Below are 25,069 nucleotides of genomic sequence, written 5' to 3' on the forward strand. Positions count from 1 at the left end.
GGGAAATCCAGCCGCAGCTTTTGCTGGTTTTCTTTATAAAATTCGATAAAATTCTTTCTTTTTCGGCAACTTTACCGATATAACAATTATAATTATAAAGCGGCCTCCGGGGCGCCATTTTCGTTTGAAGGGTTATGAGACACTGGAATGAATACGCCAGCAATGCTGCACAGCTTATTTGCTAACTTTTGTATATTGGTGACGTTTATCTTCTTCTCCGGAATCTTGTCCCGCCGGCTGGCCCTCCACAACCGTCCGGTCACCGCAGCGGTGAGCATCAACAGCGGTCTGCTGTTCGGGCTGTTTGGACTGATTTTGATGTATTATTCCTTCCCGGTCGGCCACGGGTCATACGCCAATCTGCGGCATTTAACGATCGTCACGGTCTCTGCCTACATCGGCTGGCTGCCCGGGCTGATTTCGGCACTGCTGATCTCCATCGGGAGATTGATTCTGTATGGTATGGACTCTTCCTCCTTGGCGGCCGCAAGCGGACTGCTGCTGTGCGGGGTATGCAGCAGCCTTCTATCCATCGCGCCTTGGTCCCGTCTGCGAAAAGTGACGTTTATGAACCTGGCGAGTATGGCGCTGACTTTTGCCGTTCTGGTCTTTAACCTCGGCGGTGTCAGGGAGGTCATGGCCTTCTTCCCGCTGCAGTTCGCCATCTCTATCGCCGCCGGTTTGTCCGTGTATTATTTGGCCGAGCATATCCAGCGTTCAAACGAGCTGTTCGTTCAACTGGAGGAGGGGGCTTCCACCGACTATCTAACCGGACTAAACAATCTGCGCCAATTCCACCGCCACCTGGATAAGGAGATGAACCGCGCCGGTCGGCTTGGCCGCAGCGTCTCTCTGCTTGTTCTGGATATCGATCATTTCAAGCGGATTAACGATACGTATGGACATCCTGGCGGCGACGCCGTTCTGAAACAGCTCGCCCGGCGGCTGCGCGCACTGGCCCGGTCTTACGACACCGTGTCGCGCAACGGAGGAGAGGAATTTACGGTTCTGCTCCCTGATTGCAGGCTGGAGGCTGCGCTAAAGGCGGCCGAGCGGATCCGCGCCGCGGTTGAACGGGAGCGGTTTACCCTTCCGGGAGGACAAAAAATCCAGTTAACGCTCTCCATCGGCGCGGCAGCTTATCCTGAATGCCTGGACGAGCCGGACGGGCTGCAGCTTGTCCAGTTGGCTGACCAGGCGCTGTACGAGGCCAAGCATGCCGGCCGGAACCGGGTCTCTGGCACTCCGCCAATTCCCCGGGTCCGCAGTACCCGGGCAGTTAATTGATCATCCCCGAGTATTTGATATCAACCCGGGGCTCCGGCTTAAATTCAAGCCGGGGGTACAGCTCCTCCCATATTTTCATCTCATCAGCATTGTTCCAGTGGCGCGAACCGTAACGCAGCCCCCACCCGAAAGGGTCCAGGCCGGAGTCACGGACCTTCACTAACAGCTTGTTGATTTTCTCTTCCAGGTCTTTTTTGCCGGCTTTGGACAGTTCGCTGAGAAAAGCGTGCGTTATTTTTTCGTCGGTGCTGACTTCCTCCAGAATACCCGTGATTTTTATTTTATACCGGATATAAGGTTTACTCCCTGCCGGCGTATGAATTTTATAGCTGACGGAGGAGTTTTCCGTGTAATACTCGTATTTCCCCCCTTCGTAGGGAGCGGAGAGGTTTGTTTTGATATTCTTCATATGCAGCATATTATAGAGACGGGTCTCCTCGGGAGAAAGCTCCAGCTTCATTTTATCTTTATCAAACACCGCCGCCTTTTCGATCCGGAAGTCGGTTTCGCTCTCCGCCTCGATAATCGGCATAATCGGATCCTCACCCTGTTCATGCATATCCCGCATCACCTGATAAGAATACACACTGACGATAAACGGCGATTCCGTCCCCTGGCGGCTCATGGCCATAATCAAGGCGTTGGATGGAATGCGTTCGGAAACAGGTTTCAGTTCCAGCGCCTTTAAGGCGTTAGGCCTGCCTACAGCATAGTTCAGGATCAACTGAATGTCCCGGCGCCGGACCGCCCAGTCGACCACCTGACGGATGCCTGTGCGTGCCAGCTTTTCCCCGATAATAATCGTCTTGCAGTGGACATAATCCAGTTCCTTATCCACCCTGGACTTCATCCGTCTCAGCGCTTCCGAGATCGTTTCGGACTCCTCCGTCAAAATCTGCATTTTTTCATCCGCCTTACTTGCCTCGCCCTGCGGGATCGCCGCCTTCAGACTGATTTTAAAGCTGCCCGGCTTCTCTCCGGCATCCACTCCGATGGCTACGACGAACATACGCCGGTCGATATCTTTTAAATTGCAGCCTGTAACCGCAAGGCACAGCGTAAGCAGCAGCAGTAATTTTTTCATCCTTCCCGCCTCCGCAGCTTTCTGACACAGTAATATAAAAACACAAGCAGGAACAGCTCTCCCAGCCAGCGGGCATTCAAAAACCATTCCGCCAGCCGGTTGGCGTCATAGGGGTCCAGTCTCATACTGATCAGCGCGAGCACTGCAAATACGCCTGTAATGACGCCGTTGACCATCCGGGGTTTGGTCTCCGACAGGCGCGGCATCGACGGATGGACCTGCTTCAGCAGCTGCTGGCATACATGCCAGTGAATAATGACGCTCCCCATTGAGAGAACCAGGTAGGCCAAATAAAACACATACAGCATCCGTTCGATCAGGAAGGTTTCGATCCGGATACTATCGGCGACGGAAAACCAGGGATAGGCATGGCGATCCACCGCCACGGTACCATGAATGCCGATCGGCACCAGCAGTGTCAGCAGCAGCGCAATCAGTCCCTCTATCGCTAAAATCCAGATTCGTCTTGGCCGAAAGCCCTGCAGCACTTTATTATAGACAGCTAGATTAGCATAACCGCTGAAGGCAAACGTGGCCGCCGATAATGCCTGGAGATGAGGAACCTTCCACAAGTGGGTGAACGTCTGAAGCACAGCGTCCCAGCTGAAATTCGGGCTGGCCAAAGTTTTGCTGATCATATATACGATCATAGGGACAGTCATCCACAGAATCACTTCAATACCGTAGAGCAGCGATACGCTGTCAAACAGACAGCAGAAGAGCACAACCACAAGAAAGCCGCCCATTACCATATAGGGATTAACATCGGGACTGATGTAACGCAGCGTGATGTCGACAAAGGAAATGAGCGTGATCAGACCGACGATATACCAGAGGGACAGCAGAAAAAACAGCAGCGGCACAGACACCGGCTTCGGCAGCCCCGCATGGAAAATATCAGGAATCGTCTTCTCCGGAAATTTGCTCATCATCAGGGAGAAAAAATACACGGTAAGACAGCCCACCGGCACCGCTATGACGATGGACATCAGCGCTCCGTCGAAACGGCGCTGAATCAGCTCCCGGGGAACAAAGTTGATCACATTAATCAGATTGTTCATGAGAAAAAGGTAATAGAAATACCGGCTTTTAACCATTGCCGCCACCCCGCTTGGCAGGTCCCAACTGGTCAAGCGGGAATACCTTCATATAGGGCTGGCCAAAGCTGCGCAGATTGCATAAATACATAATCAGCCCCACCACTCCAATCGCCACTCCAAAAAGCCCAAACAGCGCCGCAAGGAAAATGAACGCGTATTTCACGACACGCACGGCGAAGCTCATCATATTCAGCGGAATCAAAAAGTTGGAAATGGCTACCGCCGAAACCAAAATGATCATAATGTTACCTACCAGTCCCGCCTGGGTTGCGGCTTGTCCAAGAATCAGGCCGCCTACCGTCGTGGCCGTCGGGCCGATCGCTTTGGGCAGCCGAAGACTCGCCTCCGTCAGGAACTCCATCATCAGCAGCATCAGCAGCACCTCCACAAACGAGGGATACGGAACCGTAGCCCTGCTCCCCGCGACCAGAAGTGCGATTTGGATGCGCATAATCTCGGGGTTATACGAGGTGAACGCCACATACAGCGCGGGAATCAGCAGTGTCATCACCAGCCCCAGGTAGCGCATCAGCTTCAGGAAACGGCCGACCAGCGGAAGCTGGTAGCGGTCGTCCATCGCTGCAAAAAAGTCGGTGAACACCGTCGGCAGCACCAGGGCAAACCCTGTCGTATCCATCAGAACAGCGACTTTGCCCCGCGCTAAATTGTAGACAACGCGGTCAGGCCGCTCCGTAACCACTGTTTTCGGGAAGATGCGGAAATGCTCATCGCTCACCTCTTTTTCCAGCTGCCCCATCGACTGCATCATATCGGCTTCAATTTTGTCCACTTTTTTCTTCAACTCGTCCAGAACATCAGGATTCACGCGTTCTTCATCATAAATGATCGCCGACTTCGTTTTTGAAGTTTTGCCGATAGTGACCATCTCAATTTTGAGCTTGGGAGTAGGATAACGTCTTCGGACCAGATTCAGATTGACCTGAAGGTTTTCTGTCAACGCATCAGAGGGTCCCTGGACAACACTCTCCGTCAGCGTCTCCTTCACGCTGCTGTTCTGCGCCTTATAGGCTTCGAATAAGTAGGATTCTCCCAGAATGTTTAGAAAAACATATCCGTCCAACAGGCCGCTCAATGCATCTTGGTCCGATTTGGGCTGGCTGGAGCCGGGAAATGAAGCGATATAATCCTGATACTCGCTCAGATCCTTAACTTCATAAAATGGCACGACAACATCACGGCTGATAACCACGGAGTCGCAAAGGCTTCTGACGAACAGGAGCTCGCAATCGCCCGCCGGAGCTTTCAGCGTCTTTGCGACTTTATCCGAAAACCCCTCAAGCTGGTGTTTCAGCCAGTCCAGGGATACTCCTTTACTTTCCTCTTTTTGCGCTTTGTCCGCTTTGTCCGCTTTGCCAGCTTTATCCGCTTTATCCGCCACAGATGTACCTCCTGCCGTTCCGTTATGCGATGCTGGCTTATTTTGGCGTTTTTTCATGCATTTGATACATTCCGGCAAACTCTTTGCCGTCACTTCCCGAGAGCGGTCCCTAACCAGGAATCAGATTGCCTAGTTTCTAATTGGGGCGCAGTGGTAATAAATGAAATGACTACACTAATGTGGAGGGATCGTGTATGGAGACATTATCGCAGCATCTGCCGCAGTTTCCCGTTTCGATGTGGCAGGACACAACCAAGCTGCCTTCATTTCCCAAGCTGTCCGGGGACCTGGTTACCGATGTTGCAGTAGTGGGCGGAGGCATTACGGGAATTACCGCAGCTTATTTGCTCGCCAAAGAAGGCTTCAAGGTCGTTATTCTGGAAGCAGGTGAAATTCTGAACGGAACCACCGGCTTCACCACCGCCAAAATCACAGCGCAGCACGGCATGATCTATGACGACTTTATCAGCCATTTTGGGGAAGAAAATGCAGGGCTGTATTATCGGTCTAACCATGAAGCGTTAGAGTGGATGGTGGAGACGGCGGAGCGGCTTGGGGTTACCGAATCAAGCGGTATGGTCCGCGACGATGCGATCCTGTATGCGGATAAAGGCGACGATAAGACGCTTCGCCAGTTGGAAAAAGAATTCAAAGCGTATGAGAAGCTTGGCATTGGCGGCGTGTGGCATGATTCCGTCCCGCTGCCGCTGGGCGCGCAGGGCGCTATTACGCTTCCGGACCAGGCCCGCTTCCATCCGCTGCAGTATCTTCAGGGGATGCTCTCCGCATTTTTGGAGATGGGCGGGACGGTTTACGAGCATACGATGATCGGCGAAGACGTCGAAAAAGACGGCGGTCTGGTGCTCTCGACAGAGAGCGGCGGACACAAGATCCGCTGCAAACACGCCGTTTCGGCATCGCATTTTCCTTTTTACGATGGAGGCTCCATGTTCTTTGCGCGTCTCCATGCGGACCGTTCTTACGTGCTGGCTGTTGAACCGGAGACCGTCTACGAAGGCGGCATGTATTACAGCGCCGGCAGCCCGGGCCGGTCACTGCGGGCGGTGGATTGGAAAGGCCGGCGTCTTGTCCTCGTCGGCGGCGAAGGCCACAAGACCGGACAAGGCATTTGTACGATCAAGCACTATGAGAACCTCGAACTGTTCGCCGGTGAACTGCTGGGAATTCGTTCGATCCCCTACCGCTGGTCCGCCCAGGACCTCATTACGATGGACATGCTTCCTTACATTGGCCGCCGCAGCGAAGACGAAGAAATCTACATCGCCACAGGCTTTGCAAAATGGGGCATGACAAACTCAACGCTGGCGGCGCGTATGATCACCGATCAGATTCTGCGCCGGGATAACCCTTATTCGGAGCTGTATCGTCCTTCGCGCTTTAAAGCCAACCCCGGACTTAAGAATATCGTGTCCGAAAACGCAAATGTCGCCAAAGAGCTGATTGCCGGCAAAGTGGAAATCGTGCATAAAAAGGCGGATGAGCTCGGGCCGGATGAAGGCGCCGTAATCCGCCACGACGGCAAACGTGTCGGCGCTTACCGGGACACGGAAGGCGGCCTGCATCTGGTCGACCGGACCTGCACCCATATGGGCTGTGAATGCGAATGGAATGCGGGCGAACGCACCTGGGACTGCCCGTGCCACGGGTCGCGTTTTTCCTATGATGGCGATGTGATCGAAGGACCGGCTACCCGTCCGCTTTCCCGTCTCAATCCCTGAACGCCGGACGCTTAGCCAATCCGCCATGCCATAAGGTATAATATGGACGAATGACATTAGCCAGGATGGTGGCAATTAACCTTTGGGAGGGTAATTTTCATGGATTTGAAAGGCAAAACGGCGGTCATCACAGGCGCAGGTAAAGGGATCGGCAAGGCGCTGGCGTTTGCGCTGGCAAAGGAAGGGGCCAACCTGGGACTGATCTCCCGGACGGCGGCTGATCTGGAAGCACTGAAAGCGGGACTTGAAGAAGCTTACGGCGTGAAAGTCAGCGTTGCCGCGGCGGACATCTCCGTACGCGAGGAGGCGGAACGGGCGGTGGCAGCGATCCAGAACGAGCTGGGAGCCTTTGACGCGCTGATCAACAATGCGGGCATTGCCCAGTTTGGCACCCTGCTGGAGATGGACCCGGCGGATTGGGAACGCCATATGCAGATCAATCTGTTTGGCACCTATTACGTGACCCGCGCAGCATTGCCAGCCATGGTGGAACGCCAGAGCGGCAACATCGTGAACATCTCGTCCACGGCGGGAGAACGCGGCTTCGCCACCGGCTCGGCCTACTGCGCATCCAAGTTTGCTCTAATGGGGCTGACCGAAGCGCTGGCGCAGGAGGTGCGCAAGAGCAACATCCGCGTCGTTGCGCTGACGCCAAGCACAGTTGCAACCGGACTGGCCGAAAAAGCCGGACTGCCGATCGGCGACGAAGACCGGATGATGCAGCCGGAGGACGTTGCCGAGCTGACGCTGGCCGCTTTGAAGCTGCCGGACCGCGTGTTCCTGAAGACGGCAGGCATTTGGACCACCAATCCGCAGTAAACTGCCCTTCGCCCATCGTAGCTGAGTATCCTAGATGGGTATGACAAAAACGCCGGCTGCTCCCTCCCGGGAGCGGCCGGCGTTTTTGCATGCTATTCAAAGATGAAACGTGTTATCCGTTTGATTCCAGCGCCTTATCCGCCTGCGGCTGGGGTTTCCGTCCCGGCCAGAAGGCATGCTGGCCAAACAGCGCCGTGATGGCCGGAACGAGGAACGGCCGGACGACAAATGTATCGATCAGCACGCCAAGCGCCGTAATCAGGCCAAACTGCACCAGCACCTGAATCGGCAGCGTCGCCAGTACCGCGAACGTTCCGGCCAGGATCAGACCGGCCGAAGTGATGACTGACCCCGTTTCGGATACCCCTTCGGCGATGGCCTCCTTCAGCGGCTTTGTTTTGCTTTTTTTCCAAATGCTCGAAATCATAAAGATATTGTAGTCCTCGCCAAGCGCAACCAGGAATACAAAGGAATACAGCGGAATTGCGCCCTGTATCGCGTCCGCGCCGAGGATATGATGAATCACAAGCCAACCGATGCCAAGCGCCGAAAAGTAGGACAAAATCACCGTTCCGACCAGATAAACCGTGGCCGTTATCGAACGGAGATAGATCAGCAGCAGCAGCGTAATCATCCCGATGACAACCGGCATGATCAGTTTGTCGTCCTGCTCCTGAATCTCTTTTGTATCGTACTGAGTCGCGGTCTGTCCGCTGATCCACACCTTGCCTTCCGGCGAGCCCACTCCCACATCGGTCAAGGCCTGCCCGGCCGTCGCCCGCAGTGCCGGAATATGACTCATGGCTTCCCGTCCGTAAGGATTGGTATTAAATTCAATATCAAAACCCAAAATATTCGGGTTCTGCGCTCCAGCCTGCGCGTCCGATACGGCATCCACATAGGAGAGGCTGCCCAGCACCGATTTCAGATCCGCGCCGTCCGCCTTGCCTTCCGTGTCGATCATCAGCTTGGCCGGAGCCAGCTCGCCGGGCGAAAACTGCTCTCCGATCAGCGCAAAGCCCTGCCGGGATTCCATCTTCTCCGGGAAGGAGGAAAGCAGATCATACGTGAACTTGATTTGCGGCGTAAAGGAAGCCGCCGTTCCCAGGAGCACCAGGGTTACGCAGACGACCAGCCAGGGACGGGAAACAACCAGCCGTCCGATTTTTCCCTGCCCTGCGGCCTTTTTCCGCCGGGGTACCGGCTTGCCTTTGGCTGCGGCCCGCTGCGCTTCCATCTCCGGTGTCCGCGGAATAAAGGGGAAAAAGGAGGTTCTTCCCAGGATAGCCAGCAGCGCGGGCACCAAGGTCAGGCTGGCGATTCCCATGATGAAAATCGACAGGCTGAAGGGTACCGCAAAGCGGTGATAGGCCCCGTAGCGGGCGAGCAGCAGCGCGAACAGCGCCAGAACTACGGTGAAGCCGCTCATCGCAATGGCGCCCGACGCATCGCTGATCGCTTTCAGCAGCGCCTTGCCTTTATGCTCCTCTACCCTCAGCACCTGACGGAACCGCGAGATCAGGAACAGACAGTAGTCGGTTCCCGCACCGAACAGCAGCACCGTCATGATGGAGACGGCCTGCGAGTCGACCGTAATCCAGCCGGTTTCGGCCATCCTGCCCAAAATCGGGCTGGTTACCCCGTACGCGAAGCCTACGGCTACCAGCGGAATCAGCGCCAATATCGGTGACCGGTAAATCGCAAGCAGGAAGGCGAGCACGAGAATAACGGTTGCGATCAGCAGCGATACATCCGCATTCTTGAACAGGCCGCTTGCGTCAATCGAGATGCCGACCGGACCGGTCAGACGCAGGCTGAGGCTGCCGCCGTCAACCGCTTCGGCGGAAGGGTCGCTGCCCGTAACGGTCTGCACCTCTTCCTTCAGCTTGTCCGCCGCCTCCTTCAGTTTGCTGCTGTCGGCCGCTTTATCGAACAGCACCGGCGTGACCAGGGTGCTGCCGTCCTCCGACAGCGACTGCTTCAGCGCGGGAAGCGCTCCGGGCCCCATTTTGCCGAAAGGAGGCACAAAGACCTGATGCGGCAGCGGCTTCTCCTCAAATGAGCCGTAAGCCTTGACCACACTTTGAAGATCGGCGTCCGTCAACCCGCCTTCACGATGCCAGACAAGCAGTGCGGGCACGCCGCTGCCGCCCGGAAACTCCTGCTCCGCCATTTTGGCCGCCTGCACCGACAAAGCATCATCCGGTAAATTGGCGGCATTGTTGATCACCCGGGAATTCACTTGAGGCCATACCATACTCAGGACAGCGGCCACCGCTATCCAGACGAGCAGGGTGACCCATCTGCCTTTTGGCCCTGTAATTCCTTTCCCGAAACCCTTCATCGTATTGTTCTCTGCCTCCTCGGACCCAAAATGAACGACGGGTCATTTTTTGTATATTCATCTTACTCTCACGTTTGCGGGAACGCAAGCGGCCAGCACTGCCGCAAATTTCGTAATCCCGCCGCAAAAAACAGGCCGGCGCAAGGAATCCTCCTTGGCCGGCCGCTGTTGGCAAACGCCGAAACTTATCTAACCATTTCACGCAATCGGATTTCGCCATCAAAACGATAAAATCAGCTGACCGGCTCCAGTCCTTCTTCGGCAAACTGGCTGTTGTAGAGGTCGGCGTAGAAGCCGCCCCGCTCCAGCAGCTCGGCATGCGTCCCCTGCTCGATGACACTGCCTTGATTCATTACGAGAATCAGGTCCGCATCGCGGATGGTCGACAAGCGGTGGGCGATCACAAAGCTGGTTCGTCCTTCCATCAAGGTGTTCATCGCTTTCTGGATCTGAACCTCCGTCCGGGTATCGACGCTGCTTGTAGCCTCGTCTAGAATAAGAATGGCCGGATCGGCCAAGATGGCCCGGGCGATGGTAAGCAGCTGCTTTTGCCCCTGCGAAATATTGGAGGCTTCCTCATTCAGGATGGTATCGTATCCCTGCGGCAGTGTCCGGATAAAATGATCGGCATGCGCCGCTTTGGCGGCCCGGACAACGTCCGTTTCCGTCGCTCCTTCGCGTCCGTAAGCGATATTTTCACGAATGGTGCCGTTGAACAACCAGGTGTCCTGCAGCACCATGCCGAACAGGCTGCGGAGTTCACTGCGTTTCATATCTGCGATATTGACGCCGTCGATGCGGATTTCGCCGCCGTTCAGCTCGTAGAAGCGCATAAGCAGGTTGATGAGTGTCGTTTTGCCAGCTCCGGTTGGTCCAACGATAGCTACGGTCTGACCCGGCTTGGCCTGGATATTCATATCCTGAATCAGGATCGCATCTTCGCTGTAGCCAAACTTCACATGGCTGAACTCCACTTCGCCTTTGCGCGCCAGCCCGCCAGCGGCGGAACGTTCCGTCTCCGGCACTTCCTCTTCTTCGTCAAGCAGCTCGAAGACCCGCTCGGCCGAAGCGATCGTCGACTGGATAATGTTCGCAATGTTGGCCGTTTGCGTGATTGGCATCGTGAACTGGCGCGAATACTGGATAAACGCCTGAATGTCCCCGACATCGATTCTTCCTTTGGTGACGAAAATCCCGCCGACCACACAGACAAGCACATAACCCAGGTTCCCGATAAACATCATCAGCGGCATGATCGTGCCGGACAGGAACTGCGCGCGCCAGCCCGAATCGTACAGCTTCTCGTTTACCTCGTCAAACGCCTCAAGGGATTTCCGTTCCCGGCCAAACGCCTTGATAATCCGGTGTCCGGTGTACATTTCCTCGACGTGGCCGTTCAGCTGTCCCAGCGATGCCTGCTGCCCGATAAAATGTTTTTGCGACCGCTTGGTAATCCCCATAATCACGATAAAGCTGAGCGGCAGCGTAATGATCGTAATCAGCGTCAGCCACGGGCTGATCGTAAGCATCATCACGACGACACCGACGATCGTCACGATCGACGTTATCAGCTGCGTCAAGCTCTGCTGTAGCGTCGTGCTGATATTGTCCACATCATTGGTCGCCCGGCTGAGGATTTCTCCGTGCGTCCGGGAATCAAAATATTTCAGCGGCAGACGCTCCAGCTTCCCGTTGATCTGCTCACGCATATTGTAAACCACATTTTGGGCCACACCCGACATCACATACTGTTGGATGTAAGCGAACAGCGAGCTGAACAGGTATAACCCGCCCAGAAGCAGCAGTATGTCGTTGATATAGCCAAAATCAATGGCGGCGTCCGGAACGCCCTGCATTTTTGCAACGATGCCTTCAAACAGCTTGGTTGTTGCTTTACCCATTACCTTCGGGCTGAAAATATTAAAGACCGTGCTCAGGATCGCCGTTGCCAAAACGATGATCAGCTTGGGCATCTGCGGACGCAGGTACCGGATCAGGCGGCGCAGTGTGCCTTTGAAGTCCTTGGCTTTCTGCACCGGCATCATTCCGGCGCCCGGTCCCATTCCCGGTCCATGTCCTTTCCGGCCCGGAGCCGGTTTGTTGGTTTCCTGGCTCATGCAATTTCCTCCTCTGACAGCTGCGAAGACACAATTTCACGGTAAACCTCACTGTGCTCCAGCAGCTCGCGGTGCGTGCCCATGCCGGCGACAGCGCCGTCGTCCAGCACAATGATGCGATCCGCATCCATAACGGTGCTTACCCGCTGGGCTACAATCAAGACGGTCGATTCGGTCGTTTCTTTCTTCAAAGCGGCACGCAGCTTGGCGTCGGTTTTGAAATCCAGTGCAGAAAAGCTGTCGTCGAACAAATAAATCTCCGGTCTGCGGACAAGCGCGCGTGCAATGGACAGGCGCTGCTTCTGGCCGCCGGAAACGTTGCTGCCGCCCTGAGCAATCCGGGCCTCATAACCGTTCTCCATCTTTGATATAAAGTCCGCCGCCTGGGCTACCTCGGCCGCATGGCGGATCTCTTCGTCAGTCGCGTCTTCTTTGCCATAGCGGATATTTTCGTTGATCGTTCCCGAGAACAACACCGCTTTTTGCGGAACGTAGCCGATCTTGGACCGCAGCGTTTCCTGAGTCATCTCCCGGATGTCGACACCGTCGACCCGGATGCTGCCCCCATCGGCCTCATAAAAGCGCGTAATCAGGCTGAGCAGCGTCGATTTGCCCGACCCGGTGCCGCCGATAATCGCCGTGACCTCGCCGGGCTTCGCGCTGAACGAAATATCCGACAATGCGGGATTCTCAGCACCTGGATAGGAGAACGAGACGTTATCGAACTCGATATAACCGCGCATTCCATCCTTGCTGCCGCGCTTGGAGCGTTCATCTGCCAGATTTTCCGGATCCTTGATCTCCGGCTGCATATCCAGCACTTCATTAATCCGTACGGCTGAAGCGGAGGCGCGGGGGATAAGTACAAACATCATCGACACCATGATAAGCGAAAACATAATCTGCATCGCGTATTGAATAAATGCCATCAGCGACCCGACCTCAAGCTCGTTGTTGTCGATCCGGATGGAGCCGAAATAGAGGATTGCGATCATGGAAAAGTTCATCACAAGCATCATCAGCGGCATAAGCGACGCCATAATTTTATTCACGCGGATCGCCGTATCGGTCAAATCCCGGTTCGCAGCATTGAAACGCTTCGTCTCATGTTCGGTCCGGTTAAAGGACCGGATAACGCGAATGCCGGTCAGGTGCTCGCGCAGCACGAGATTCAGTTTGTCGAGCTTAACCTGAATCGCCTTGAACAGCGGCAGCCCTTTGGCCCCGATGATTGCAATCACGGCAACCAGCACCGGAATGACCACCACAAGAATCAGAGACAGCTTGGCGTTCTCGGATACGGCCATAATAATCCCGCCGATCATCATCATCGGCGCGCCGACCATCATGCGCAGCATCATCGTCAGAACCACCTGAACCTGTGTAATATCATTTGTCGTCCGGGTAATCAGTGAAGCCGTGCCTACCCGGTCAAATTCGTTCAGCGTAAAATTCTCCACATGATTGAACATGCGGGAACGCAGGTTTTTGCCGAAGCCTGCAGCGACCTTGGAGGACAAATAGCTCGCGCCCACAGAACACAAAGCGCCAAGCCCGGCCACGAGCAGCATGAAGCCGCCAATCTTCCAGATATAATTCTGATCTCCTTGTACAATGCCTTTGTCCACGATATCCGACATCAGCGTCGGCAGATAAAGATCCCCCATCGACTGAAAAAATACAAGGATAAGAACCGCTATGATCGCCATACTGTATGGCTTCAGCTGTTTAAATAATTTAATCAAGCTTCTCATCTCCGTTCATTTCTAACCTGTCGAGCTCCAGCGGCGGATGTTCCTGAACAAACCGTTTGACCTTCAGGATCAGCTCTGCAAGTTGTTCGCTCTCTTCTTCGCCAAGATACTGGATCAGCTCGGCAAAAACCGAATCCATATACGCCTTGGCCCGCTCCGTCAGTGCCACACCTTTATCCGTTAGTCTGACCCTGACCACTCGCCGGTCGGTAGGGTCGGAAGTGCGTTCCACCATTCCCTTTCCTTCCAGACTGTTGATATGCTGGGTGACCGTCGGCGGAGTTAAGCTGAGAAAGCGGCTGATTTCCGACACCTTGAGTCCTTCCTTGCCCTGCTCGGTCCGTTTGGCGATACAGAGCATCAGCGTCATCTCGCTGGGCTTATTGCCCTCAATTGACTGCTTCCACTGCGTTTTATGCAGCTGGCGCAGGGCCATATACAGCTTGTTGGCCGTAATGTTCTCCTTATTTATCCCAATGCGGCGCCTCCTCATTTATTAGACTCACTAATATTTAAACACTATATTAATTAGGATACCTAATTATATTTCCGCACCAATCCCCTTGTCAAATGCTGTATCCGGTTACAAATATGACGGATTCGAAACAGATAAGGCCAAGGTTGGGTTACCACCTGGACCTCCGCCCAGTGTGCGAAACAAACTTAAGTCCCCGCTACTACCAGTCTAAGGTTGGTTGTTAATGGAAGTGTCTGCATAATACAATTCTAATGGAAGATGCACCCAAATAAGTGAGGTGAGGGGAAATAACATGAAACCACTAAATAGAAAATGGCCTGGTCAGGTCATTCCAGCTGGTGTCTTAATTGCAAGTTTGATCTTGTCTTCTACAGGCGTGCCCGCACATGCCGCGGCTGCTCCTGCCAGCAATCAGGCCGTAAGCCAAAGCCCTGCCGGGAAAGGGACAGCAGGCTCCTCCGCTGTACCAATTACCGCTAAATCCGTAGAGGCCTTTGCGGATGCTTATTTTACCCGTGCGGATGTTAAAGAGAAACTGACGGGCGCATTGTTTGTGGTTGTAAAGGATGGAAAAGTCCTGCTTAACAAAGGATATGGTTACTCGGACATGGCTTCCAAGACACCCATCGATCCGGATACGACCGTTTTTAGAATGGCATCCATCTCCAAGCTGTTTACGACTACAGCCATGATGCAGCTTGCCGAGCAGGGTAAAATCGATTTAGATCGCGATATTTCCGCTTATATGGACGGTGTTGCGATCCCCAATCAAACTGGCGTCCCCCTCACTGCGAAAAATTTGATGACCCATACAACTGGTTATGATTACACTGATTTTTCCGGTAATACCCCTGGTGTCACTCTCCAAGCTTATGTAAAAAAGAACCTGCCGTCCGTAAAATTAAAACCTGGCGAGGCCTACCGGTATGACAATCTGGCTTTTGTGCACCAAGGGTATATCGTAGAAAACACGGCTAACACCGACTTCAATATTTATGTAAAAGAAAACATATTTAAGCCGCTTGGCATGATACATAGCGACTTTGCATTATCGCCGCATGTTAAAGAAAATCTTGCAAAAACCTATGATGCGGCGGGTAAAGAAATAGCCGTGTATCCTAACTATCCGGACATCGACCCCAGCGGCAGCATGTTCTCTACTGGCAGTGATATGGCCAAATATATGCTGGCTATGTTAAACGGCGGGAAGCTTGGCGATGCCCGAATTCTGAAGGAAGAAACAGCAGCCACGATGGAAGCCTATCAGTATGGCATTAACGAGAACCTGCCTGTGATGTCCTATGGTTTTGAAGCCATGTATAACAATCTTTACAACGGTTATAACGGCATCGGAAAAGGCGGTGATCTGCCCGGCTTTCACTCCTGGCTGTGGATGGTTCCGGAGCAGAAAGTAGGTGCGATGGTCATTGTTAATGGTGAAGCACTCGATCCTCGCATGGAGATTTTCGGCTCATTTATGGATCGGTTTTTCCCTGAACAACACAAAACAGCCGCGCCAATGAAATCATCCAGGAACAGCTTGGCCAGGTTCGAAGGGCAATTCCAGGATTTAAGAGTCCCATTGCTTAGCGCGGAAGTGAAAGCAGGCGATGACGGAACCCTTGTTATTAAAGATGCCAAAGGAACCCACAAGCTTCATCAGCTGGAAGAGCTGTTGTTTCAGGATGAACAGGGGGTGAAAGCAGGCTTTAAAGCAGATGAGCAGGGTCATATTGAATATATGTATTACAACTATCCGGACAGTTTCCTGAAAAAGCTGCCTGTGCCGCAACCCTTCTCCGACGTACCCGCCAATAGTCCATACGCCTCTGCAATTGAAAAGCTGCACACCATGCAGTTTTTGAGCAACACGGATACAATTGCCTTTAGGCCTGAAGCAGCCATGACACGCGGAGAATTTGTACAGCTGCTGATGAAAGTCACCGGGTTTCAGCTATCTAATGATCCCGTGACGTTCAAAGATGCGGCCGGACATAAGCTGGCCCGGGAAATTCAATCGGCGGTCGTCTATGCCGGACTAAAAGGGGTTCCAGGGGGCCGATTTGAGCCAGACCGCGCCATTACCAGACAAGAAGCCGCCGCCATTTTATGGAGATTCATTCAGTTCAATACGTCAGTCCCGGCGCCACAGGCTAAGTTGACGGGAACACCGCCGGCGCCTTGGGCTTCGGAAGCCGTACAGTTTGTGGCGGCCATGCAGCTTTTTGGTCCTGAAGTAAAGGCAGCCGCGGATGACGCTGTTGATTATGAGCCTGCCCGCCCAATGCTTCGCCAGGAAGCCGCCGCAATGATCGCATCTTTTTGCGAAAAGATCCCCGTAATACTTTTGGGAGCAAAAAATTAGATTTTGCAAAGGGCGCTAGTTAATAGTCCATGTTTCAATACACAAACAAAACACCTTTATGTCCGTGTCAATCACACAGGCCTAAAGGTGTTTATTAACGTGCATTTCAATTTTTCGTATTTCAATACAGGCATTTAAATACAGCTGATCCGGCCTGAGCCTGTTAGTAACAACAAATGTGCACACAAAAATAACCCTACTGTCGCTGCCGCCGCAGGGCTTGCCGGAAATCAGGGGCCGGTTAGGTAAGGATCGGAGCGCAGGGCGCCCTTCTATTGTGTAAATGGGCCCTTGCCCGGCTTCATTCCGGAAGCGGATGCCACAGACGAGAGATCCTCTCTCCGGCTGCGCAGATCCCCCATCATCCGGTGCTGCGCAAGCAGGATATACTCATCCAGACGCTCGCTGAGCTCAACCACGGCGCGGTCGCTCAAGCTGCGCTGCCGGGCGATTTCCAAAAGCTCGCAGCGCAAGTTCTCTATAGTCATAAACAGCTCGTCCTCCCGGCTCTCTCTGAGAAGCTCGTTTGAGGAGTATGCCTCGTATAGCATTGACATCACCTTCCCTCCGATACACTTCCACTTTATCATAATTGCGGATACCAAAAAACATTTTTTGAAAAAAAAGAAAAAAATGTCGTTCTGAATGTTCCCTATATTCATTTTTTATTCACTTTCCGGTATTCCGGGGAACAGGGAAGAGTTCCGATTCAAGGTGTCATTACCCTTAGAAACTACATGCAGGTGTTGTTAAGCCGGGGAAAGGGCTATCCCCGGTTCAACAATCCGCGCGCAAAGCTTACCCACTCTCTGGCGGCAAAAGACAAGTAGCGGTCTCTGCGCCAGATCATGCCGAGCTGCCAGGGAATCGCCGCCCCCGACAAAGGCAGCACGCGGATGCGGGCCGGATCCATCTGGCGGCAGATTGTTTCGGGCAGGAGGGCAATGCCGAGCCCCGCGGCAACCATCCGGCTGATCAAATCCCACTGCGAGCTCTCGTAAATGACGCGCGGCTCAAAACCCGATTTGACGCATTCCGTAATAATCCTGTCATGCAGCGTGAAGTCCTCACGGAACAAAACGAATTCCTCTTCGGCCAAATCGCCGAGCGCCACCGATGAATTTCCGGCCAGCCGGTGCCCCAGCGGGACAATCAGCTCCAGCTTTTCTTCCAGAAATGAAAAGTAATGAAATTTAGCTTCATTGACCGGAAGCACGACAACGCCTATATCAAGCAGGCCGGCTTCGACTTCATGTTCCACTTTTTTAGCCCCGTCTTCATACAGCCGGATCGTCACCTCGGGGTAGCGTTTATGAAACTCGCCGATCACCGACGGAAAAAAACTGGCGCCCACCATCGGCGGCAGCCCGATCCGGATATGCCCCTGCTTCAGACCGCGCAGGCTGTCCAGCTCCGAGGACAAGCTCTGGAAGGAATCCACAATATTTTGCGCTTTCGCCAGCAAAATTTCGCCGGCATCGGTCAGACGGATGCTTTTACCTTCCCGGTAGAACAGGTCCGCCCCCAGTTCGGTCTCGATGCTCCGAATCATTTTGCTGATGGTCGGCTGGGTAATATACAGCGATTTGGCGGCCTTCGAGAAGCTTCCAAGCCGCGCAGCTTCCACAAAATACTGAAGTTGACGAATTTCCACGCCTTCACCTCATCCATAGACAGTAGGAATGTCATTTATTCGATATATTCATTTTACCTATGAAAACAATTGATGTAAAATTTCATTATCAAATCAAAACGGATGATCCAAAGGAGCGAACTTCAGTGAAAAAATTAGGCATCGTACTGCTGCAGGTCGCTGCGCTAACCGCCTTCTCCATGGCCGTCAATCTGCTGACCGCCTCATTAAATATTCCCATTCCCGGAAGCATTATCGGCATGGCTTTTGTCTTCCTGCTGCTGGAACTGGGCGTGCTGCGGCTGGAATGGGTCGAGCTGGGAGCTTCCTGGCTGCTCGCCGAGCTGCTGCTGTTCTTTATTCCTTCAGCGGTCGGTGTGATGAAATACTCCGCGCTGCTGGAAAGCGACGGGATCCGGCTGCTTGCGGTTGTTATCACCGGCACCTTCGTTGTCATGGCCAGCTCCGGACTTCTGACCGGCTTTATTTACAAAGCAAAGGAGCGTAAGCATTCATGATTACCGGAATGTTATGTCTGTGCGCAACCGTCGGTATCTATTTGGTGGCCAAAAAAATGTACAAAGCGCACTCGAAAATGTACCTGTCTCCGCTAGTAATCACGCCAATCGCGATCATCGCATTGCTGTTGTTAACTGGCGTGAACTATGAGTCCTACAATGCGGGAGGCAAATGGCTGTCCGACCTGCTTCAGCCGGCGACCGTCGCTTTTGCCATCCCTCTGCATAAAAATTTTAAAGTGCTCAAAAAACACGCCGCCGAAATTGCGGCAGGCGTGCTGTCGGGTTCTATTGCGGCCGTGTTCTCCTCCATGCTGCTGGCCAAATGGCTGCATTTGAGCGGCGATCTCGCCACCAGCCTGGTGCCGCGGTCGGTCACAACGCCGATTGCGATGAGCATCTCGCAGAGCATTGGCGGCATCCCCAGCATTACGGCGGTTTTCGTTATTCTTACCGGCGTGCTCGGGACCCTGATGGGGCCTACGGTCCTCCGCCTCTTCCGCATTGACACTGAAATTGCGCGCGGTGTATCGCTGGGAACCGCCGCGCACGGTACCGGCACATCGAAGGCGTTTGAGCTCAGCTCGCTGACCGGCACCATCTCCAGTATTTCCATGATCCTCACGGCGTTGTTCACTTTATTTACGGCGCCTGCTTTACTCTCGTTTTTCCTCCAATGAATCTGTGACGGCCGTCCCGGCTTGGGCCGAGGGACACCGCCCCTGTAGATGCAGGGCGCCGGTGTCTCTTTTTTTACGTTTATATAGACTGAACTTAAGAGGGACAGGTTGGGCGGAGCTGTCATTCAATAGTTCAGTCTATATTGGATAAAAAACATACTGCCGCCTAAAGCTTGACCGGCCGGCCGCTTTTGGCTGACTCCCAGGCCGCACAGGTGACCTTCAGCGTCCGGTATCCGTCCTCATAATCGCTGAGAATCCGCGAGCGGTCTCCCGTCCGCACCGCATGCAGGAACGCTTCGCTTTCCGCCTGATACGGATTGCCCGTGTTTGCGAACTCCTCACTGTGCCCTTCTTTCACTTCCAGCAGCCGTTCCGGATTCCAGTCCAGCATACCCTGCTCGTTATAAAAGCTGAGACCGACGCGGCCCACCCTGCCTGGAAGAACGCAGGTATTGGAAATGTTGGCGACGATGCCGTTCTCAAGCGTCAAGGACACCGTTCCCACGTCGGCGACGGTAACGCCTTCATGCTTGTCCTGCATAATGCGGTTGCCAAATACGCCGTAGACTTCCTTCACTTCCCCGGCCAGGTACCGCAGCAAATCGACAATGTGGGTTGTCTGCTCGGTGAACTGTCCGCCTGAACGCTCCTGATCCCGCCACCAGGCAACGCCCGGCATGCCGCCCATCCATTGGCCGACGACCATGCCGATCTTGTCTTCCTGCAGCAGCGTCTTCAGCCGCTTTACGGACTCCTGGTAACGGAAATGATAACCAACGGACGTCAGCAGCCCGGCTTCCTTGATATCCTGGAGCAGGCTCGCCGGAATCGAAGTCTCCGTGCCGAGCGGTTTTTCGACCAGAAAAGGAATCCCCCGCCGGATCAGCGACCGTTCAATCGCCCCATGGGCCTCGGGCGGCACGCAGATATAGACCGCATCCAGCGTTTCCCGGTCCAGCATATCCTTCAGGCTTCCGTAACCGTTCGCCCCGTATTTCCGGGCCATCGCTTCGCCCTTCTCCGGGCTGCTTCCCAAAAACGCCTGCACCTTAACACCTTCCATAGAGGCAAGCAGGTCCGCATGCATACCCGCAAACCAGCCTGTACCCGCAATCCCAATCTGCAAGCTCATTCCATATACCTCCCATAGTCTCGATTGTAGACAGAGATCCCATTTCCGTATAATCTCCGGTTACCAGTAACTATAACCCGTCCCATTCATAGGGCGCCACCCTCTGCGCCCTCCATTCGTCCGGCAGCAGCTGCGCGTACGGCTCCTGCAGAAACCGGTCGTCCGCCAGCAAAATCGTTCCGCTGTCCTGTTCGCTCCGGATCAGCCTGCCGCCTGCCTGCAGTACTTTGGTCATCCCCGGGTACACGTAAGCATAATAGAAGCCGTTCCGCCCCGTCTGGTTAAAAAAGTCGCGCAGCAGATTTCTTTCATACCCGAGCTGCGGCAGCCCCACGCCCACAACCATGACGCCGTTCAGCCGGTCCCCGGGCAGGTCCACGCCTTCCGAAAAAATTCCGCCAAGCACCGCAAAACCAAGCACCGTGCCGGGCTGGTCCGGGCGGAACTCCGCAAGAAAGCTTTCTCTTGCTTCTTCATTCATTCCGGTCTCCTGCACCAGCGTCCGCACTTCGGGGTACAGCACCGCAAACTCGGCATATACCGTCCTTAAATATTGATAAGAAGGAAAAAACGCTAAATAATTGCCCTTCCGCTCCGCCATGCGGCCCAGCGCCTCGGCAAGCGGGCGCACAGAACGTTCGCGGTCCCTGTACCGCGTGGACAGCGGCAGCACACAGACCTCCCACTGCTCGGGGTGAAACGGGGAAGGGACAACCACGCTGTAGTCGTCTTCACCGGCCCCAAGCATCTCCCGGTAATAAGATAAAGGAGACAGGGTGGCCGAAAACAGGATTTGGGAGCGGTAGCCTTTGCTCATCGCGCTCAGCAAATACGAAGGATCCACATTAAACAGCTTAAGATAGACGTCCGTCCCCCGGATTTCCGCGTAAGTAACATACCGGTCGTCATACAGCTTCACGATCCGCTGCATCTGCAGCGCGGCAAAATAAGTCTCCAGCAGCGTATCGCCGTTCTCCTCGCCGCCGGGTTCAGGCACCGCCGCCGACAACTCCGCTTCCGCCTCCTGCGTAAAAAGATCAAGCAGGGCTGGCAGCGCCTCGGGATACACTTCCCACCGGCCGTTTCCTTCTTCGCCGCAGGTTTTGCGCAGGTCGATGAAGAAACGATTGACAGCCACCGATGCTTTCCACAGCGTGCGGTTCCGCTCTTTATACATTCGCTGCAGCTCCAGGAAAGGGGCTTTCGTCAATGAAGCGGAAAACATCTCCCGCGCCCGGTCGACCAGATTGTGCGCCTCATCTACAAGTAAAACGGCGCCCCGTTTCTGTTCCTCCGGCAACCGCTTCAGGCTGATTCGGGGATCATATACGTAGTTGTAATCACAGATGACTGCATCCGCGGCGTAAGCGGCATCCAGCGACAGCTCAAACGGGCACACCGTGTGCTTGCGCGCGTAATCGGCCAACACCTCGCGTTTCATCAGCGTCTCCGACGCCAGCAGGTCCATAAGCGCTCCGTTAATCCGGTCGTAATATCCGTCCGCATAAGGACAATATTCCGCCGTGCAGCCGCCCTCCTCCCGAAAACAAGCCTTGTCTTTGGCCGTAATCGTCACGGTATGAAGCATCATGCCGCGGGCTTCCATCAGCTGCAGCGCAGCTTCCGCCGAGGTGCGGGTCACCGTCTTGGCCGTCAGGTAAAAGACCCGGCGAAGCTTTCCCTCCCCGATCGCCTTAAGCGAGGGAAACAGCGTTGAGACGGTTTTCCCGATCCCCGTCGGCGCCTGGGCGAACAGCTTCACCCCCTCCTCCACCGCCCGGTAGACCGCTCCGGCAAAACGGCGCTGCCCTTCCCGGTAGGACGGAAAAGGGAACGGCAGCGCCCGCAGGCTTTCATCCCGCCGCCGCGCGTGTTCATGCAGCAGGACGGCGTACGGCTCGTAGACCGCCAGCGTTTCCGCCGCGAACCGTTCCAGCTCGTCCCGCTCCGCTGTTCGCCGGAAGTCGCGCCGCTCCCCGCTGATGCTGCTGACGTAGACAAGCTTCACCTCTACGCGGGGCAAATCGTCTTTCGCCGCCAGCATATAAGCGTACATTAGCGCCTGCGCCCAGTGTACTTTTTTGCCTTCGCCAAGTCCGTCCAGCGGCTCCGCCGTCGATTTAATCTCTTCAATAACCGGAATGCCGTCATCCCCCGCAAGCAGCCCGTCACACCGGCCCTCCACATGGAATATCAGCCGTCCGTATGGAATATCCGCTTCAAGAAACACTTCCTTGCGGTCGCCTTCCCGGTACTCCCGCTGAAGCTGCTGATGAATACGCGCCCCATCGGCCATCGAGGCGGCACTGCGGAAGCCCGATACGAGACTGCCGCTGCGGTAAGCGTATTCAACCAGTGTCCGTACGGATATAGAAACTACCGGATCCATAGTTCTCCCCCTTTTCCGCTTCGGTCCCTTCTGGAATCGTCCGCCCTACTTATTTCTCCAAACGCGCCAGGCCGAGATTATCAAACCCTCCGGCGGCAGCGGCAGTGAAAACCGCTGTTTGCGCCAGCTTACCGGTCCGGTTCGGCTATCTTCGATTTTGACATTCTTTTAACACAGTTGCATAATGGACTTTGTTATTATGGAGTCTCCCTGCTCCGGCAGAGCCTCCCAAGCGGGAACGACTACCCGTTATTACGCAGAAAGAGGGCGAAGCCGTGCTGTTAAATAGCGGTAAAAAGTGGATCGTCAAGCCGTTTGTCTTTTTCACATTGATCTTTATTCTGAAAAGCTTCCTCGCCTGGGGCGTCATCTTTGACGACACGCCGTTCTGGAAATCGCTGTTCACCGAAATTCCTTTTGTGTGGGCGGTCTTCTGTCTGATCGAGGGATTTGCTTCCAAACGGAAACTGGGCTACTACATGACAGTGAATTTGCTGCTGACCGCCATCCTGTTTGCTGCCATTATGTATTTCAAGTACTACGGAGTTATCGTTACTTACCATGCCCTTGAACAAGTGAACCAGGTGACGGCCGTCCGGAACAGCGTTTTCTCGCTGATGGACCCGTATTACCTGTTAATCTTTACCGATATCATTTTGCTCGGCTATTATTTCCTCCGAAGCAAAAAGGGCAAAGAGCTGAAGAAAAATATTAACCGCTCCGGCCGCCGCAGCGTGCCGATGGTCCTGTTCGCCGTGTCCCTTGGCCTCTGCCTGTTCAACGTCCTGCCCAACCGGGCAAGCATGAACGAAATCAAGAAGGCGGAAGAGATGGGCATTCTTAATTATGAAGCTTATACCATTTTCTCTCAAGACAAAATCGAACTGGTCGACGCCAAAGAGATTACCCAGCAGGCTGTGAACGAGCTTAAGGAGATCGATCCGAACAGCGTTTCGCCGCTGTACGGATCGGCAAAAGACAAAAATCTGGTGATTATCCAGCTGGAATCATTCCAATCGTTCCTGCTGGGTCTGGAGCTTGACGGCAAGGAAGTCACGCCCAATTTGAATGCTGTGATGAAAGACAGCCTGTACTTCAACAACTTCTATCAAATGGTCGGCCAAGGCAATACGTCCGACGCCGAATTCGTCGTTAATACATCGTATTATATCCCGCCGCGCGGTGCGGCAACGATGGCGTATGTCGACAAGAAGCTGCCCAGCATGCCCCGGTTCCTGAAAGAGCACGGGTACAGCACGGCGACCTTCCATACCAACGACGTCGAGTTCTGGAACCGCGGCGAGCTGTACAGCTCGCTGGGATGGGATCATTATTACGAACATGAATACTTCGGCGACGAGGACACGTTTTTCTTTGGCGCTTCGGATGAAGTGCTGTACCGCAAGACGGCGGAGAAGCTGAAGGAAATGCAGGAAGCCGGGCCATTTTATGCCCAGGTGATTTCCATGTCGGCGCATCACCCGTTCACCATTCCGGAAGAAAAATACCGGATGAAGCTGCCTGAACGGTACGAAGGCACCTTTGTAGGCGATTATATCCGGGCGCAGAATTATGCCGATGCCGCTTTCGGCGAATTCGTCAAAGAACTGAAGGCAAACGGGGTGTGGGACAACAGCCTGATTATGATTTACGGCGACCACATGGGCCTTCCCATCTATTCGCTTGATCATGACGACAAAAAGCTGATGGCCGAAATCTACGGCGACGAATACAGCTATTCCCATATGCTCAACATTCCGCTCCTGATCGTAAATGCCGGCGACAGCGGACGGATTCTTCCCCAGGTAGGCGGAGAAGTCGATATTTTCCCGACGGCTGCCGGACTGCTTGGATTCCCGATGGATGACCACCTTCACTTCGGGCAGGACCTGCTGAGCCAAACGTACAACGTGCTGCCGCAGCGTTATTATCTGCCTTCGGGTTCGCTGATTTCCACGACGGGACTGATGATTCCGGGGATCAGCTTCGACGACAACTCGCAGTACCCGCTGTCCAGCGGCGGCACGCGCCCGGCGGTAACGAAAGACGAATACAACAAGGCGCTGCGTCTTCTGCAGCTGTCCGACAGTTACGTAAAGCAGCTGCCTGATAAAAATCCCGCGGCGGCTCATAATCCCTGATTTTCAGCCAGGGAAAATACCACAAAGAACGCAAAAGAGGGAACGTCCAGATCGGAACGTTCCCTCTTACGCGTCTTTTTTTGTTTC

Annotated in this window: 18 protein-coding genes; 7 read left to right on the forward strand and 11 right to left on the reverse strand. The window is 54.3% G+C overall.

Annotation, left to right across the window (positions count from 1 at the left end; translation table 11 throughout):
* Nucleotides 1-147: 147 nt before the first annotated feature.
* The gene (locus ACE6ED_RS19980; protein WP_410829081.1) at nucleotides 148-1,287 is read left to right on the forward strand and encodes a GGDEF domain-containing protein; all 1,140 of its coding nucleotides are present in this window, start codon (nucleotides 148-150) and stop codon (nucleotides 1,285-1,287) included.
* Here the strand turns inward: ACE6ED_RS19980 and ACE6ED_RS19985 are convergent.
* Genes ACE6ED_RS19985 through ACE6ED_RS19995 form a run of 3 tightly spaced genes read right to left on the reverse strand, consistent with a single transcriptional unit; the run spans nucleotide 1,280 to nucleotide 4,870 of the window.
* The gene (locus ACE6ED_RS19985) at nucleotides 1,280-2,371 is read right to left on the reverse strand and encodes a Ger(x)C family spore germination protein (RefSeq protein ID WP_410829083.1); all 1,092 of its coding nucleotides are present in this window, start codon (nucleotides 2,369-2,371) and stop codon (nucleotides 1,280-1,282) included. The genes ACE6ED_RS19980 and ACE6ED_RS19985 overlap by 8 nt on opposite strands.
* Complete coding sequence (locus tag ACE6ED_RS19990) at nucleotides 2,368-3,504, reverse strand: GerAB/ArcD/ProY family transporter (protein WP_410829084.1); 1,137 nt, start codon at nucleotides 3,502-3,504, stop codon at nucleotides 2,368-2,370. Before ACE6ED_RS19990 ends, ACE6ED_RS19985 begins: the two co-directional genes overlap by 4 nt.
* On the reverse strand, nucleotides 3,461-4,870 hold the full coding sequence (locus tag ACE6ED_RS19995) for a spore germination protein (protein ID WP_410829086.1): 1,410 nt from the start codon (nucleotides 4,868-4,870) through the stop codon (nucleotides 3,461-3,463). The genes ACE6ED_RS19990 and ACE6ED_RS19995 overlap by 44 nt, the downstream gene beginning before the upstream one ends.
* Before the next feature lie 194 nt (nucleotides 4,871-5,064).
* Between ACE6ED_RS19995 and ACE6ED_RS20000 the strand changes: the two genes are divergently transcribed.
* Entirely contained in the window at nucleotides 5,065-6,609 is a 1,545-nt protein-coding gene (locus ACE6ED_RS20000; RefSeq protein ID WP_410829088.1) for an FAD-dependent oxidoreductase, read from the forward strand.
* A gap of 99 nt (nucleotides 6,610-6,708) precedes the next feature.
* On the forward strand, nucleotides 6,709-7,428 hold the full coding sequence (locus ACE6ED_RS20005; RefSeq protein ID WP_410829090.1) for a 3-ketoacyl-ACP reductase: 720 nt from the start codon (nucleotides 6,709-6,711) through the stop codon (nucleotides 7,426-7,428).
* Between the two features lie 112 nt (nucleotides 7,429-7,540).
* On the opposite strand, the gene ACE6ED_RS20010 is transcribed toward ACE6ED_RS20005, so the two are convergent.
* The 4 genes from ACE6ED_RS20010 to ACE6ED_RS20025 all read right to left on the reverse strand — a co-directional run bounded on the left by ACE6ED_RS20010 (nucleotide 7,541) and on the right by ACE6ED_RS20025 (nucleotide 14,136).
* Entirely contained in the window at nucleotides 7,541-9,772 is a 2,232-nt protein-coding gene (locus ACE6ED_RS20010) for an MMPL family transporter (protein WP_410829092.1), read from the reverse strand.
* Nucleotides 9,773-10,005: 233 nt separating this feature from the next.
* Nucleotides 10,006-11,889: an ABC transporter ATP-binding protein gene (locus tag ACE6ED_RS20015; protein WP_410829094.1), complete on the reverse strand. Its 1,884-nt coding sequence runs from the start codon at nucleotides 11,887-11,889 to the stop codon at nucleotides 10,006-10,008.
* A complete protein-coding gene (locus ACE6ED_RS20020; protein ID WP_410829096.1) occupies nucleotides 11,886-13,634 on the reverse strand; it encodes an ABC transporter ATP-binding protein in 1,749 nt (582 codons plus the stop codon). The genes ACE6ED_RS20015 and ACE6ED_RS20020 overlap by 4 nt, the downstream gene beginning before the upstream one ends.
* Entirely contained in the window at nucleotides 13,627-14,136 is a 510-nt protein-coding gene (locus ACE6ED_RS20025) for a MarR family winged helix-turn-helix transcriptional regulator (protein WP_410829098.1), read from the reverse strand. Before ACE6ED_RS20025 ends, ACE6ED_RS20020 begins: the two co-directional genes overlap by 8 nt.
* Before the next feature lie 277 nt (nucleotides 14,137-14,413).
* Here ACE6ED_RS20025 and ACE6ED_RS20030 point away from each other — a divergent pair, with 277 nt between their 5' ends.
* Complete coding sequence (locus tag ACE6ED_RS20030) at nucleotides 14,414-16,486, forward strand: serine hydrolase (protein WP_410829100.1); 2,073 nt, start codon at nucleotides 14,414-14,416, stop codon at nucleotides 16,484-16,486.
* Nucleotides 16,487-16,758: 272 nt separating this feature from the next.
* Here ACE6ED_RS20030 and ACE6ED_RS20035 read toward each other — a convergent pair whose 3' ends face one another.
* Entirely contained in the window at nucleotides 16,759-17,043 is a 285-nt protein-coding gene (locus tag ACE6ED_RS20035) for an aspartyl-phosphate phosphatase Spo0E family protein (RefSeq protein ID WP_410829102.1), read from the reverse strand.
* Between the two features lie 209 nt (nucleotides 17,044-17,252).
* Nucleotides 17,253-18,140 carry a cidABC operon transcriptional activator CidR gene (cidR, locus tag ACE6ED_RS20040; protein WP_410829104.1) on the reverse strand — a complete coding sequence of 296 codons (888 nt, stop codon included), beginning with the start codon at nucleotides 18,138-18,140 and terminating at the stop codon, nucleotides 17,253-17,255.
* Nucleotides 18,141-18,265: 125 nt separating this feature from the next.
* Between cidR and ACE6ED_RS20045 the strand changes: the two genes are divergently transcribed.
* Nucleotides 18,266-18,637 (forward strand): CidA/LrgA family holin-like protein, encoded by a 372-nt coding sequence (locus ACE6ED_RS20045; protein ID WP_410829106.1) that lies wholly within the window; start codon nucleotides 18,266-18,268, stop codon nucleotides 18,635-18,637.
* On the forward strand, nucleotides 18,634-19,317 hold the full coding sequence (locus ACE6ED_RS20050; protein WP_410829108.1) for a CidB/LrgB family autolysis modulator: 684 nt from the start codon (nucleotides 18,634-18,636) through the stop codon (nucleotides 19,315-19,317). The genes ACE6ED_RS20045 and ACE6ED_RS20050 overlap by 4 nt, the downstream gene beginning before the upstream one ends.
* 166 nt (nucleotides 19,318-19,483) lie before the next feature.
* Here the strand turns inward: ACE6ED_RS20050 and ACE6ED_RS20055 are convergent, their stop codons facing one another.
* Together ACE6ED_RS20055 and ACE6ED_RS20060 are read right to left on the reverse strand one after the other, a co-directional pair.
* A complete protein-coding gene (locus ACE6ED_RS20055; RefSeq protein ID WP_410829110.1) occupies nucleotides 19,484-20,452 on the reverse strand; it encodes a Gfo/Idh/MocA family protein in 969 nt (322 codons plus the stop codon).
* Nucleotides 20,453-20,522: 70 nt separating this feature from the next.
* Complete coding sequence (locus ACE6ED_RS20060) at nucleotides 20,523-22,841, reverse strand: helicase C-terminal domain-containing protein (protein WP_410829112.1); 2,319 nt, start codon at nucleotides 22,839-22,841, stop codon at nucleotides 20,523-20,525.
* 275 nt (nucleotides 22,842-23,116) lie between these two features.
* On the opposite strand from ACE6ED_RS20060, the gene ACE6ED_RS20065 reads away from it, so the two are divergent.
* Nucleotides 23,117-24,982, forward strand: coding sequence for an LTA synthase family protein (locus ACE6ED_RS20065; protein ID WP_410829114.1), 1,866 nt, complete (start codon nucleotides 23,117-23,119; stop codon nucleotides 24,980-24,982).
* The last annotated feature ends 87 nt before the right edge of the window (nucleotides 24,983-25,069 follow it).

Origin of the sequence: Paenibacillus nanchangensis (assembly GCF_046543445.1) — a bacterium.
Classification (GTDB): Bacteria; Bacillota; Bacilli; order Paenibacillales; family Paenibacillaceae; genus Paenibacillus_AQ; species Paenibacillus_AQ nanchangensis.

What these genes read in the sequence shown, in the direction of transcription:
- ACE6ED_RS19980 (WP_410829081.1), top strand. Translation starts at nt 148, where the DNA reads ATGAATACGCCAGCAATGCTGCACAGCTTATTTGCTAACTTTTGTATA.
- ACE6ED_RS19985 (WP_410829083.1), bottom strand. Translation starts at nt 2,371, where the DNA reads ATGAAAAAATTACTGCTGCTGCTTACGCTGTGCCTTGCGGTTACAGGC.
- ACE6ED_RS20000 (WP_410829088.1), top strand. Translation starts at nt 5,065, where the DNA reads ATGGAGACATTATCGCAGCATCTGCCGCAGTTTCCCGTTTCGATGTGG.
- ACE6ED_RS20005 (WP_410829090.1), top strand. Translation starts at nt 6,709, where the DNA reads ATGGATTTGAAAGGCAAAACGGCGGTCATCACAGGCGCAGGTAAAGGG.
- ACE6ED_RS20010 (WP_410829092.1), bottom strand. Translation starts at nt 9,772, where the DNA reads ATGAAGGGTTTCGGGAAAGGAATTACAGGGCCAAAAGGCAGATGGGTC.
- ACE6ED_RS20015 (WP_410829094.1), bottom strand. Translation starts at nt 11,889, where the DNA reads ATGAGCCAGGAAACCAACAAACCGGCTCCGGGCCGGAAAGGACATGGA.
- ACE6ED_RS20025 (WP_410829098.1), bottom strand. Translation starts at nt 14,136, where the DNA reads ATGAGGAGGCGCCGCATTGGGATAAATAAGGAGAACATTACGGCCAAC.
- ACE6ED_RS20030 (WP_410829100.1), top strand. Translation starts at nt 14,414, where the DNA reads ATGAAACCACTAAATAGAAAATGGCCTGGTCAGGTCATTCCAGCTGGT.
- ACE6ED_RS20035 (WP_410829102.1), bottom strand. Translation starts at nt 17,043, where the DNA reads ATGTCAATGCTATACGAGGCATACTCCTCAAACGAGCTTCTCAGAGAG.
- ACE6ED_RS20050 (WP_410829108.1), top strand. Translation starts at nt 18,634, where the DNA reads ATGATTACCGGAATGTTATGTCTGTGCGCAACCGTCGGTATCTATTTG.
- ACE6ED_RS20055 (WP_410829110.1), bottom strand. Translation starts at nt 20,452, where the DNA reads ATGAGCTTGCAGATTGGGATTGCGGGTACAGGCTGGTTTGCGGGTATG.
- ACE6ED_RS20060 (WP_410829112.1), bottom strand. Translation starts at nt 22,841, where the DNA reads ATGGATCCGGTAGTTTCTATATCCGTACGGACACTGGTTGAATACGCT.